Origin of the sequence: Shinella sp. HZN7 (assembly GCF_001652565.1) — a bacterium.
Classification (GTDB): Bacteria; Pseudomonadota; Alphaproteobacteria; order Rhizobiales; family Rhizobiaceae; genus Shinella; species Shinella granuli.
Genome location: NZ_CP015736.1, coordinates 581213 through 593316 on the forward strand (window position 1 = coordinate 581213; position 12104 = coordinate 593316).

General features: G+C 66.5%; 10 protein-coding genes. 8 read left to right on the forward strand and 2 right to left on the reverse strand.

Annotation, left to right across the window (positions count from 1 at the left end; translation table 11 throughout):
- Positions 1-7 precede the first annotated feature (7 nt).
- Both shn_RS02820 and shn_RS02825 read left to right on the forward strand, forming a co-directional pair.
- Positions 8-1504, forward strand: a complete 1497-nt coding sequence (locus tag shn_RS02820) for an aldehyde dehydrogenase family protein (protein WP_064329050.1) — start codon at positions 8-10, stop codon at positions 1502-1504.
- On the forward strand, positions 1504-3099 hold the full coding sequence (locus shn_RS02825) for a GMC family oxidoreductase (protein ID WP_064332401.1): 1596 nt from the start codon (positions 1504-1506) through the stop codon (positions 3097-3099). The genes shn_RS02820 and shn_RS02825 overlap by 1 nt, the downstream gene beginning before the upstream one ends.
- A gap of 44 nt (positions 3100-3143) precedes the next feature.
- Here the strand turns inward: shn_RS02825 and shn_RS02830 are convergent, their stop codons facing one another.
- The gene (locus shn_RS02830) at positions 3144-3962 is read right to left on the reverse strand and encodes an aldo/keto reductase (protein WP_064329051.1); all 819 of its coding nucleotides are present in this window, start codon (positions 3960-3962) and stop codon (positions 3144-3146) included.
- A gap of 115 nt (positions 3963-4077) precedes the next feature.
- On the opposite strand from shn_RS02830, the gene shn_RS02835 reads away from it, so the two are divergent.
- The 3 genes from shn_RS02835 (at position 4078) to shn_RS02845 (ending at position 7818) form a co-directional block, all read left to right on the forward strand.
- On the forward strand, positions 4078-5649 hold the full coding sequence (locus shn_RS02835) for an acyl CoA:acetate/3-ketoacid CoA transferase (protein WP_064329052.1): 1572 nt from the start codon (positions 4078-4080) through the stop codon (positions 5647-5649).
- Positions 5646-6419: an enoyl-CoA hydratase/isomerase family protein gene (locus shn_RS02840; protein WP_145925849.1), complete on the forward strand. Its 774-nt coding sequence runs from the start codon at positions 5646-5648 to the stop codon at positions 6417-6419. The genes shn_RS02835 and shn_RS02840 overlap by 4 nt, the downstream gene beginning before the upstream one ends.
- Before the next feature lie 139 nt (positions 6420-6558).
- Positions 6559-7818 carry a glycerate kinase gene (locus tag shn_RS02845; RefSeq protein ID WP_064329053.1) on the forward strand — a complete coding sequence of 420 codons (1260 nt, stop codon included), beginning with the start codon at positions 6559-6561 and terminating at the stop codon, positions 7816-7818.
- A 38-nt stretch (positions 7819-7856) separates the two neighbouring features.
- Here shn_RS02845 and shn_RS02850 read toward each other — a convergent pair whose 3' ends face one another.
- On the reverse strand, positions 7857-8873 hold the full coding sequence (locus shn_RS02850; protein ID WP_064329054.1) for an aldo/keto reductase: 1017 nt from the start codon (positions 8871-8873) through the stop codon (positions 7857-7859).
- A gap of 153 nt (positions 8874-9026) precedes the next feature.
- Between shn_RS02850 and shn_RS02855 the strand changes: the two genes are divergently transcribed.
- From shn_RS02855 to shn_RS02865, 3 genes are read left to right on the forward strand one after another with little or no spacing between them, the layout of a single operon-like run.
- A complete protein-coding gene (locus shn_RS02855) occupies positions 9027-10169 on the forward strand; it encodes an acyl-CoA dehydrogenase family protein (protein WP_064329055.1) in 1143 nt (380 codons plus the stop codon).
- Positions 10166-10945 (forward strand): 3-ketoacyl-ACP reductase, encoded by a 780-nt coding sequence (locus shn_RS02860; RefSeq protein WP_064329056.1) that lies wholly within the window; start codon positions 10166-10168, stop codon positions 10943-10945. The genes shn_RS02855 and shn_RS02860 overlap by 4 nt, the downstream gene beginning before the upstream one ends.
- A gap of 10 nt (positions 10946-10955) precedes the next feature.
- A complete protein-coding gene (locus shn_RS02865; RefSeq protein WP_064329057.1) occupies positions 10956-12104 on the forward strand; it encodes a dihydrodipicolinate synthase family protein in 1149 nt (382 codons plus the stop codon).

Sequence of the window (12104 nt, forward strand, 5' to 3'; positions counted from 1 at the left end):
AGATCTCATGGACCAGAAAAACCCGTATCTTTCTGCCCCGACCGCAGCGCGCACCTTCGGCTTTTTCGTCGACGGGCAGTGGAGGGACGGCGCGGAGCACTTCGAGCGCGCCTCGCCGGGCCACGGCACGCCCGTCACGCGCACGGTCCGCTGCACGGTCGAGGACCTGAACGCCGCCGTCGCCGCCGCAAGGCAGGCCTTCGAGGATCGCCGCTGGTCGGGCCTGTCGGGCGCGGCGCGCGGGAGCGTCCTGTTGCGCGTCGCCGAAATCCTGCGCCGCCGCCGCGACGAGATCGCCTATTGGGAAGCGCTGGAGAACGGCAAGCCGATCTCCCAGGCGCGCGGCGAGATTGACCATTGCATCGCCTGCTTCGAGGTCGGCGCGGGTGCGGCGCGCATGTTGCATGGCGACAGCTTCAACTCGCTCGGCGACGATCTTTTCGGCATGGTGCTGCGCGAGCCGATCGGCGTCGTCGGCCTCATCACGCCCTGGAATTTCCCCTTCCTGATCCTGTGCGAGCGGGTGCCCTTCATCCTCGCTTCCGGCTGCACGATGGTCGTCAAGCCATCGGAAGTCACCTCCGCCACGACGCTGCTGCTCGCCGAAGTGCTTGATGAAGCGGGCCTGCCGGCCGGGGTCTACAATGTCGTCACGGGTTCCGGCCGCGTGATCGGCCAGGCGCTGTCGGAGCATCCGGATGTCGACATGCTGTCCTTCACCGGCTCGACGGCCGTCGGCCGCTCCTGCGTCCACGCTGCCGCCGACAGCAATTTCAAGAAGCTTGGCCTGGAGCTTGGCGGCAAGAACCCGATCATCGTCTTCGCCGATTCCGACCTGGAGGACGCCGCGGACGGCGCCGCCTTCGGCATCAGCTTCAACACCGGGCAGTGCTGCGTCTCCTCCTCGCGGTTGATCGTCGAGCGCTCGGTTGCCGCCGATTTCGAAAAGCTGCTCGCCGAGAAAATGGCAAAAATCCGCGTCGGCGATCCGCTGGACGAGGCGACGCAGGTCGGCGCCATCACCACTGAGGCGCAGAACGCCACGATCCTCGATTACATCGCCAAGGGGAAAGCCGCGGGCGCCCAGCTTCTGGCGGGTGGCGGGCCGATCGATCTCGGCCGCGGCCAGTATATCGCGCCGACGCTGTTCTCCGGCGTTTCCCGCGACATGGCGATCGCGCGCGACGAGATTTTCGGCCCCGTCCTGTGCTCCCTGCATTTCGATACGGTGGAAGAAGCCATCCAGCTCGCCAATGACACGGTCTATGGTCTTGCAGCGAGCGTCTGGACGAAGAATATCGACAAGGCGCTGACGGTGAGCCGCCGGGTGCGCGCCGGGCGCTTCTGGGTCAACACGATCATGGCGGGCGGGCCTGAAATGCCGCTCGGCGGTTTCAAGCAATCCGGCTGGGGCCGCGAGGCCGGTGTCTACGGCGTGGAGGAGTATACGCAGGTGAAGTCCGTTCATGTCGAGATCGGCAAGCGCACGCATTGGATCGCATGATGTCCGCCGGCTATGACTATGTGATCGTCGGCGGCGGCAGCGCCGGCTGCGTGCTGGCGGCGCGGCTTTCGGAAAACCCGTCCGCCTGGGTCTGCCTTATCGAGGCGGGCGGGCGCGATACCAATCCGCTCATCCACATGCCCGTCGGCTTCGCCAAGATGACGACGGGCCCGCTGACCTGGGGTCTGAAGACCGCGCCCCAGAAACACGCCAACAACCGCGAGATTCTCTACGCGCAGGCAAAGGTGCTCGGCGGCGGGTCTTCCATCAATGCGGAAGTGTTCACGCGCGGCGTTCCCGGCGATTATGACCGCTGGGTCGAGGAGGGCGCCGAGGGCTGGGGTTTCCGGGACATCCAGAAATATTTCCTGCGCTCGGAGGGCAATGCCATTCTCTCCGGCGCCTGGCATGGAACCGATGGCCCGCTCGGCGTCTCGAACATTCCAGAACCGCAGCGCATGACGCGGGCCTTCGTGCAGAGCTGCCAGGAATTCGGCATTCCCTACAATCCGGACTTCAACGGCCCGGTGCAGGAGGGCGCCGGCGTCTACCAGACGACGACGCGCGACAACCGGCGCTGCTCGGCCGCCGTCGGCTATCTGCGCCCGGCCCTGAAGCGCAAGAACCTCACGGTCGTCACCGGCGCGCTCGTCCTGCGCATCGTCTTCGAGGGACGCCGCGCCGTGGGCGTCGACTACGCGGTCGACGGCAAGCGCATGACGGCGCGGGCGGAGAGCGAGGTGCTGGTCACGTCGGGCGCCATCGGCACGCCGAAGCTGATGATGCTCTCGGGCATCGGCCCGGCCGATGCGCTGAAGAGCCACGGCATCGACGTGGTGCAGGACATGGCCGGCGTCGGCCAGAACCTCCAGGACCATTTCGGCGTCGATATCGTCGCGGAATTGAAAAGCCACGACAGCCTCGACAAGTACAACAAGCTGCACTGGTCGATCTGGGCGGGCCTTCAATATACGCTGTTCAAGTCCGGCCCCATCACCTCCAACGTGGTGGAGGGCGGCGCCTTCTGGTACGGCGACAAGGCGAACCCCACGCCGGACCTGCAATTCCACTTTCTCGCAGGGGCGGGGGCGGAAGCGGGCGTTCCCGGCGTGCCGAAGGGCTCCTCCGGCATCACGCTCAATTCCTACACGCTGCGGCCGAAATCCCGTGGGACGGTGAGTCTGCGCTCGGCCGATCCGCGCGCCCTGCCGGTCATCGACCCGAATTTCCTGGCCGATCCGGAGGATGTGCGGATTTCCGTGGAGGGCGTGAAGATCAGCCAGGAGATTTTTGGCCAGCTGTCGCTGCAGAAATATATCAAGGCGCTGCATTTCCCGGATCGCAACGTGCGCACGGAGGCGGACTATATTGCCTATACCCGCCAGTACGGCCGCACCTCCTATCACCCGACCTGCACCTGCAAGATGGGACGGGACGAGATGGCGGTGGTCGATCCGCAGTTGCGCGTGCACGGCCTCGACGGCATCCGCATCTGCGACAGTTCCGCCATGCCGAGCCTTGTCGGCTCCAACACCAATGCGGCGACGATCATGATCGGGGAGAAGGCCGCGGACATGATCCGCGGCAATGCCTGATCCATCGCAGGCAGGAAGGGCGGCCTTGCGGCCCCCCTTTTGCGTCAATCCCATTCGGGAACCCAGGGCAAAAGCCCGGTCTTGACGATGCGGTGACCGGTCGCCGTCAGGGCATCGATGCGGTCCATGTCAATGGACGACAGCGTGAAATCCATGATCTCGAAATTCGCCCGGATGTTTTCCGGCTTCGTCGACATGGTGTTGAGCGGCACGCCCTTCTGGAGAATCCAGCGCAGCACGACCTGAGCGGCGGACTTGCCGTAAGCCGTGCCTATCTCGGCGAAGAGGCCGTGCTTGAACACTTCGCCGCGGGCCACCGAGGCGTAGGACGAGAGCGGAATGCCCGTCTCCGTGGCTGCGGCGAGCAGCTTCCGCTGATCGAGCAGCGGGTGGAATTCCACCTGGTTGGTGACGAGCGGCCCATCGATGGTGGCGCGGGCCACATGCATCATGCGTGCCGTGTAGTTCGAGACGCCGACGGCGCCCGCAAGGCCCGCCTCCCGGGCGGATTGCAGCAGGCGGAGGGACGGGGCGACGTCGCCATCCGCCGGCGGCCAGTGGAGCAGAAGCACGTCGACGCGATCGATCTGCAAGGCTTTCAGGCTGGCCTCGACCGAGGGGAGGAATTTTTCCGCGGTGTAATTGTCCGGATGCACCTTCGTCGTAATGCAGAGCTTTTCACGCGCGACGCCGCAGGCGGCCAGCGCTGCGCCGGTTTCAGCCTCGTTGCCGTACATCTGCGCCGTATCGAAGGCCCGGTAGCCGGCGTCGATGGCAGCGTCGATGGCGTTCCTGAGATCGTCACCCTTCAATGGAAAGGTGCCGAATCCCCGCTGAAAGCTCTTCTGGAAATAGATGTTCATGCCTCCTCCTTGGCTGGCCGGCGCGATGGAAAATCGCGGGCGGCGGATTGATCTTTCCGCAATTAATGTATAACTAGTTAGTTACTTAATGCAATGGAGAACGGAGGTTTCGGCGATGAAGAAGGTGAAGACCGCGGAGGAGGCGGCTCGGCTCGTCAGGGATGGGGCGGTGGTCGCCGTCAATTCTTCCTCGGGCCTGTGCTGCCCGGATGCCGTGCTGAAGGCGCTCGGCGAGCGTTTCGATCGCGAGGGCCATCCGCGCGGGCTCACCTCCATCCACCCTATCGCGGCCGGCGATTTCTTCGGCACAAAGGGCGTCGATCACATCGCCAAGCCGGGCATGCTGGTGAAGATCATCGGCGGCTCCTATCCCTCCGGGCCGAGCAATGCCGAGCCGCCGCTCGTCTGGCAGATGATCTTGAAGGAAGAGCTTGCCGCCTGGAACGTGCCGTCCGGCATCGTCTTCGACATGCTGCGCGAGGGGGCCGCCAAGCGTCCGGGCGTGCTGACCCAGGTCGGCATGGAGACCTTCGTCGATCCCGTTGAGGACGGCTGCGCCATGAATGCCAGCGCGCGGGCCGCGCCGCTCGTCAAGCGCGTTTCCTTCGAGGGGGAGGAGTGGCTGCATTTCCCCGCCATCCGCCCCGACGTGGCGATCATCCGGGCGACGACCGCCGACGAGAAGGGCAACCTCACCTTCGAGCAGGAGGGCGCGACGCTCGGCGCGATGGAGATGGCGCTCGCCGCGCGCAATTCCGGCGGCCTCGTCATCGCGCAGGTCAAGCGCGTGGCGGCGAGCGGCACGCTGCGCCCGCATGAGGTGCGGGTGCCCGGCATCCTCGTCGATGTCATCGTGGAGGCGCCCGACCAGTTGCAGACGACGGCGACGCCCTATGACCCGGCGATATCGGGCGAGCTTTTCCGCCCGCTCGAAACGTTCCGCCTGCCGGGGCTGGATGTCGGCAAGGTTATCGCCCGCCGCGTGGCGCAGGAACTCAAGGAGGACTGGGCGGTCAATATCGGCTTCGGCATCTCGGCCAATGTGCCGCGCATCCTCATCGAGGAAGGGCTTCACGGCAAGGTGACCTGGGTGATCGAGCAGGGCGCCGTCGGCGGCGTGCCGCTGCTCGATTTCAAGTTCGGCTGTGCCTCCAATGCGGAAGCCTTCGTCGCCTCGCCGCACCAGTTCTGTTATTTCCAGGCGGGCGCCTTCGATTGCTCGCTGCTGTCCTTCCTCGAAATCGATGCGGAAGGCTCGGTCAATGTCAGCCGCCTTGCGGCGACGCCGCACCGCACCGCCGGTGCCGGCGGTTTTGTCGACATCACCGCCCGGGCGAAAAAGATCGTCTTTTCCGGCAATTTCAATGCGGGGGCGAAGATGCATGTCGAGGATGGGCGCCTGGTGATCGACAAGGAGGGCCGCATCGCCAAGTTCGTGCAAAAGGTCGACCAGGTCAGTTTCTCCGGCAAGCGCGCCCAGGCGCAGGGGCAGGACATCACCTATGTCACCGAGCGCTGCGTGATCCGGCTCGATGCGGACGGGCTGGTCGTCACCGAGATCGCCCCCGGCCTCGACCTCCAGCGCGATGTTCTCGACCAGGCGGCAACGCCGCTGCGGGTCTCGAAGGCGCTCAAGGTCATGGACGATGCGCTGTTCCGGGCCGAGACCATGGGACTCAGCCTGTGAGCGACCCGCGCATCGACCTCGTCATCGCGGACCGCATGGCGCGGCTGACCCTTCGCCGCCCGGAAAAGCTGAACGCGATCGACGCGGACATGGTCGATGCGCTGTTGCAGGCCTGTCGCACCATCGAACGTTCGGATGCCCGCGTCGCCATCCTGACGGGCGAGGGGCAGAAATCCTTCTGTGCGGGCGGGGATATCGAGGCGTGGAGCAGCCTCGACGCCGAGACGTTCTCCCGCCGCTGGCTGCGCGATGGGCACGATGCCTTCGATGCGCTGGCGCGCCTCACCGTGCCGCTGATCGCGGTGCTGAACGGGCATGCGCTCGGCGGCGGGCTGGAGCTTGCCGCCTGCGCGGACCTGCGCATCGCCGAGGCGCATGTGAAGATCGGCCAGCCGGAACCCGGCCTCGGCATCATTCCCGGCTGGTCCGGCACGCAGCGGGCCGCGCGGCGGTTCGGTGCGGGTCTTGTCCGCCGCATGGCGTTGTTCGGCGAGGTGTTTTCCGCCGGGGACGCGCTGGCGCTCGGGCTGGTGGACCGGGTCGTGGCGACGGGAGAGGGCGCGGCGGCCGCGCAGATTGCCGCGGCGCGCGTGTTGCAGCGGTCTCCCCGTGCGACGGAACTCACCAAGATGCTGGTCAACGCCGCCGAGGGCGAGGAGAGCGAGCGGGTGGTCGAGGCTCTGGCCGGCGCCGTCGCTGCCTCCTCAGCCGATCTGGCGGAGGGCCTTGCAGCCTATCGGCAGAAGCGCCCGGCCCGATTCGGGCAATAGAGCATTTCCAGCAGAAGTGCGAAGCGATTTTGTGTCCGGAAATGCGGAAAAACAAGGAGATAGAGCGTTTTCGCGATTTGGAGAAAAGCGGAAATGCTCTGGAACATCGGCAATACACTCGACCCGTGGGACACAGGTCATGAAACCAGGCGACAAAGAATTCCTTGCCGAACTCTTCGGTGCGGCGGTCGAGGCCGCCGATCCGGAGGCGGCGCTCCGTGCCCGTCTTCCAGCCCGGCCGCGCGGGCGGACCGTCGTCATTGGTGCGGGCAAGGGCGTGGCGCAGCTCGCGGCGGCCTTCGAAAGGTTGTGGGACGGGCCGCTCGAAGGCGTGGTGGTGACGCGCTACGGTTACACCGCCCCCTGCCAGCGCATCCGCGTGCTCGAAGCCGCCCATCCCGTGCCGGACACGGCGGGGCTGCAGGCATCGCGCGCGCTTTTCGAGGCGGTGGAAGGCCTCGGCGAAGACGACCTTGTGGTCGCCCTGATCTGCGGCGGCGGATCGGCGTTGCTTCCCTTTCCGCCCGGGCCTCTCACGCTGGCGGACGAGGCGGCGATGAACAGCGCGCTTCTTGCCAGCGGCGCGCCGATCTCCGTCATGAATGCGATCCGCAAGCAGGTCTCTGGCATCAAGGGCGGCCGGCTTGCCGCGACCTGCCATCCGGCGAAGGTCGTGACGCTGGTCGTCTCCGACGTGCCGGGCGACGATCCGGCGCAGGTCGCCAGCGGGCCGACCATACCGGACGCCGCCGATCGCGTGGAGGCGCGGGCGCTGGTCAAGACCTGGGGCATCAGGCTGCCGGAGGCGGTGGAAGCCTGGCTTGCCGGAGAGGAGGGGCAGCCGCCGTCCCCAGACGATCCGGTCTTTGCCGGCCATGCGGTTCACGTCGTCGCTTCGGCGCGCCTCTCCCTGGAGGCCGCCGCCGCGCGGGCGGAAGCGCGCGGCGTGCCGGCGGTCATCCTGTCCGATAGCATCGAGGGCGAGGCGCGGGACGTCGCGCGCGTGCATGCGGCCATCGCCCGCGAAGTCGCCGGCCGCGGCCACCCGTTCGCGCGCCCGGTCGTCATCCTGTCGGGCGGCGAAACGACGGTGACGATCCGGGGGCAGGGCAAGGGCGGGCGCAATACGGAATTCCTGTTGTCGCTCGCGCTTGCCGGCGAGGGCGTCCCGTTCGCCGCGCTCGCCGCCGATACGGACGGCATCGACGGTTCCGAGGACAATGCGGGCGCCTTTGCCGACGGCGCCAGCATGCAGCGTTTGCGCGGACTGGGTGCCGACCCGGCCGCCCTGCTTGCCGGCAACGATGCCTGGACAGCCTTCCACCGTCTGGGAGACCTGTTCGTGCCCGGCCCGACCGGGACCAATGTCAACGATTTCCGGGCAATTCTGATTCGGTAGTCCCCGCGCCGCTTTTTGCAGCGCGGGCAGACCGGGCTTCAGGCCGGAACGGGCGCGTCCTCGCGCAGCAGGCCCTTCTTCTTGAGGTCCGACCAGAAATCGGCGGGGATCGGATGGGAGAACCAGGCAAGGTTCTGATCGAGCTGTTCGATCGTGCGCGTGCCCGCCATGAAGGACGGGACGGCGGGATGGGCGACGACGAATTGCAGGGCCGCAGCGGCAAGCGGCACGCCATGGTCGGCACAGACGGCCTCGATCTTCGCGACCTTTTCCATCACATCGCGCGGGGCCGGCGCGTAATTGTACTTCGCGCCCTCCACCGCGCCGGTGGCGAGGATGCCCGAATTGAAGCCGCCGCCCACGACGACCGCCGCGCTGCGTGCCTCGCAAAGCGGAAGGAAGCTGTCGAGCGCCTCCTGTTCGAGAAGCGTATAGCGGCCGGCCAGCAGGAATCCGTCGAAATCGTGGCGCAGCAAGGCCTCGTGGCAGACCTGCCATTCATTCACCCCGACGCCGATCGCCTTAACGACCTTTTCCGACCGCAGCCGTTCCAGTGCCCGCCAGGCGCCGTCCATCGCCTGCTCGAACACCTCCGGCTGCGCGCTTCCGCGCGTGAAGACGTCGATATCGTGGATGAAGCACATGTCCATGCGTTCCAGCCCCAGCCTTTGCAGGCTGTCCTCGAAGGCGCGCATCGTGCCGTCATAGCTGTAGTCGAAATGCAGGGTGAAGGGGGCGGCATTCGTCCAGGGCGCGAAATCGATGCTCTCGCGCCTGGCCGGGCGCAGCAGGCGGCCGACCTTGGAAGCGAGGACGAAGTCGTCCCGCTTCTTCCAGCGCAGGGCATGGCCGGTGCGCAGCTCGGCGAGCCCATGCCCATACATGGGCGCACTGTCGAAGAAGCGCACGCCGGCCTCCCAGGCGCGCGCGAACATCGCTTCCGACGTCGCCTCGTCGATCTCGCGGAAGATATTGCCGAGCGGGGCGGTCCCGAAACCGAAGGCCGTCACCTCCAGATCCGTCCGGCCGAATTTCCGCTTTTCTCCAGGATGCATGGTTCTCCTCCATAAGTAACCAGATAGTGCATAATATGCACGCGTCGAACCCCTGTGCAAGCGGCTTCCTCGTCGTGCGGAGGTTTTTCCATCTTGACGGAAGATCAGCTTCGAATGTATGTAACTAGATAGTTACTAGATTGGAGGATGCGGATGTATCTCACCGAAACGCAGGAGCAGGTGCGCGAGATGGCGCGCACGTTCGCCGACGAAGTGATCCGGCCGATGGCCGAGGAGCTGGACCGCGAGGAGCGCTTCCCGGCCGCGCTTTACGACGAAATGGCCAAGCTCGGTCTCTTCGGCATCGGCGTGCCGGAAGCGCTCGGCGGGCCGGGTTTCGATACGCTGACCTATGCGCTCGTCATGGAGGAACTGAGCCGGGGTTACGCCTCCGTCGCCGACCAGTGCGGCCTCGTCGAGCTCATCTCGACCCTGCTGGTGCGCCACGGCACGCAGAGCCAGCAGGCCCTGCTGCCGGACATCCTCGGCATGCGGTCGAAGGTCGCCTATTGCATCACCGAGCCGGAGGCCGGCACCGACGTTTCGGGCATCCGCACGACGGCCGAGCGGGACGGCGATGGCTGGCGGCTGAACGGCGGCAAGATCTGGATCCACAATGCGCCGGTCGCCGATTACGGCTTCGTGCTGGCGCGCACCGACAAGGACGCCGGCAATCGCGGCATGTCCATCTTCATCGTCGACCTGCATGCCGATGGTGTCGAGAAGGGGCCGAAGGAACACAAGATGGGCCAGCGCGCCAGCCAGGTCGGCGCGCTGAACTTCACCGATGTGCGCCTGTCCGCCGATGCCCTGCTCGGCGCCGAAGGCCGTGGTTTCCACATGATGATGTCCGTCCTCGACAAGGGCCGCGTCGGCATCGCCTCGCTGGCCGTCGGCATCGCCCAGGCCGGCCTTGAAGCCGCGCTCGATTATGCCGGGACGCGAAAGCAGTTCGGCAAGGCGATATCGGATTTCCAGGGCGTGCAATGGCTGCTCGCCGATATGGCCAAGGACATCGAGGCCGCCCGCCTGCTCGTCCACTCCGCCGCCTCGAAGATCGATGCGGGGGCGGATGCGACGAAGGCCTGCTCCATCGCCAAGTGTTTTGCCGGTGACATGGCGGTGCAGCGCACGGCCGATGCCGTGCAGGTCTTCGGCGGTTCCGGCTATATCCGCGGCTTCGAGGTGGAGCGCCTCTACCGCGATGCGAAGATCACGCAGATCTACGAGGGCACGAACCAGATCCAGCGCATGATCATCGCGCGCGAGCTTCTGAAGAAGGGGGCGCGGGCATGAGCGCCGCATCCGCCCGGCCCGTCGCGCTTGTGACCGGCTCTTCGCGCGGCATCGGGCTTGCCGTCGCCGAGGCCTTGGCGCGCGAGGGTTTCGCGATCGCCGTCAACGGGCCGGCAGACGATGCCGAACTTGCCGCGGCCGTCGCGCGCATCGCCGCGCACGGCGTGCCGGTCGCGGCCGCTCCGTTCGATGTCGCAGCGGCTGCGGGTCACGCTGCGGCGCTCGATGCGGTCGAGCAGGCGCTCGGGCCGCTCACCACATTGGTCAACAATGCGGGCGTCGGCGTTCTGAAGCGCGGCGACATGCTGGACGTTTCGGAAGAGAGCTGGGATCGCTGCCTTGCCGTCAACGCCAAGGCGATGTTCTTCCTGAGCCAGGCCTTCGCGCGTCGTCTTCTTGCGCGCAGCCGGGCGCCGCTCTTTCATTCGATCGTCAACGTCACCTCGTCGAATGCCGTCGCGGTGGCGGAGCAGCGCGCGGAATATTGCGCCTCGAAGGCCGCTGCCGCCATGGTCTCCAAGACGCTCGCCGTCCGCCTCGGGCGCGAAAACATCGCCGTCTACGACGTGCAGCCGGGCCTGATCGCCACCGAGATGACCGCGCCTGTCATCGCGGCCTATCGCGAACGGGCCGCCCAGGGGCTCACGCTCTTCCCGCGCGTCGGTGAGCCCGATGAGGTCGGCACGCTGGTGGCGTCGCTTGCGACGGGCCGGCTTCCCTACACAACCGGACTGTCGATCCCGGCCGATGCCGGCATGCTCGTCCCGCGCTTCTGAGGTTCCTTCCATGAAAATCGCTCTTCCCGATACCACCGGCCGTTTCACCGATTACGCCCTTTCCGGAACACCGATCGCGGCTGCGGCTCTGGGAAAGAATCCGGCGCGTGTTGTCTATTCGGCCGCGCACGTCGTCGCCGATCCCTTCACGGCGAATGATCCTTCGGGCCGCGCCACGGTCGATTGGGCGAAGACGATGGAGTTTCGCCGTTATCTCGCCGGCCTCGGCCTCGGCATCGCCGAGGCGATGGACACGGCCCAGCGTGGCATGGGCCTCGACTGGCCGGGCGCGCTGGAACTGATCCGCCGCACGCGCGAGGAACTTCCGGATGCGCTGGTCGCCAATGGCTGCGGCACGGATCATCTCGATCCCGCCGACGCCCGCAGCGTCGACGACGTCCGCCGGGCCTATCTCGAACAGGCCGAAGCGATCCAGACGGTCGGTGGCCGCCTCATCCTCATGGCTTCGCGCGCGCTGGTGCGTGTCGCCAAGGGGCCGGAAGATTACGTCAGGATCTATTCGGACGTGCTTTCCGCCTGCGATGAACCGGTGATCCTGCACTGGCTCGGCGACATGTTCGACCCGCAGCTCGCCGGCTATTGGGGGAGCGCCGGTTTCGATCCCGCCATGCAGACGGCGCTTGCCGTCATCGAAGCGAACGCGGCCAAGGTCGATGGCATCAAGATCTCCCTCCTCGACAAGGAGAAGGAAATCGTCATGCGCCGCCGCCTGCCGGCCGGCGTGAAAATGTACACGGGCGACGACTTCAACTATCCCGAACTCATCGAAGGCGACAGCGAAGGCTTCTCTCATGCGCTGCTCGGTATCTTCGATCCGCTGGCGCCGGCGGCGGCCTATGCGGTGGAGCGGCTGGGCGAGGGCGATCACGCCGGCTTCCGCGCCGCGCTCGACCCGACCGTGCCGCTCGCCCGCCTGATCTTCCGCGCGCCCACGCAATACTACAAGACGGGCGTCGTCTTCCTCGCCTGGCTGAACGGTTTCCAGGATCATTTCGTGATGCTGAACGGCGCCCAGGCCATGCGGCCGCTGCCCTATTTCGTCGAGGTCTTCCGCCTGGCCGACCAGTGCGGCCTGCTGCGCGATCCGGAGCTTGCGGTCGAGCGCATGAGGAAGCTGCTCGCCCTTTACGGGGCATGA

What these genes read in the sequence shown, in the direction of transcription:
- shn_RS02860 (WP_064329056.1), top strand. Translation starts at nt 10,166, where the DNA reads ATGAGCGCCGCATCCGCCCGGCCCGTCGCGCTTGTGACCGGCTCTTCG.
- shn_RS02845 (WP_064329053.1), top strand. Translation starts at nt 6,559, where the DNA reads ATGAAACCAGGCGACAAAGAATTCCTTGCCGAACTCTTCGGTGCGGCG.
- shn_RS02825 (WP_064332401.1), top strand. Translation starts at nt 1,504, where the DNA reads ATGTCCGCCGGCTATGACTATGTGATCGTCGGCGGCGGCAGCGCCGGC.
- shn_RS02865 (WP_064329057.1), top strand. Translation starts at nt 10,956, where the DNA reads ATGAAAATCGCTCTTCCCGATACCACCGGCCGTTTCACCGATTACGCC.
- shn_RS02830 (WP_064329051.1), bottom strand. Translation starts at nt 3,962, where the DNA reads ATGAACATCTATTTCCAGAAGAGCTTTCAGCGGGGATTCGGCACCTTT.
- shn_RS02820 (WP_064329050.1), top strand. Translation starts at nt 8, where the DNA reads ATGGACCAGAAAAACCCGTATCTTTCTGCCCCGACCGCAGCGCGCACC.
- shn_RS02835 (WP_064329052.1), top strand. Translation starts at nt 4,078, where the DNA reads ATGAAGAAGGTGAAGACCGCGGAGGAGGCGGCTCGGCTCGTCAGGGAT.
- shn_RS02850 (WP_064329054.1), bottom strand. Translation starts at nt 8,873, where the DNA reads ATGCATCCTGGAGAAAAGCGGAAATTCGGCCGGACGGATCTGGAGGTG.
- shn_RS02855 (WP_064329055.1), top strand. Translation starts at nt 9,027, where the DNA reads ATGTATCTCACCGAAACGCAGGAGCAGGTGCGCGAGATGGCGCGCACG.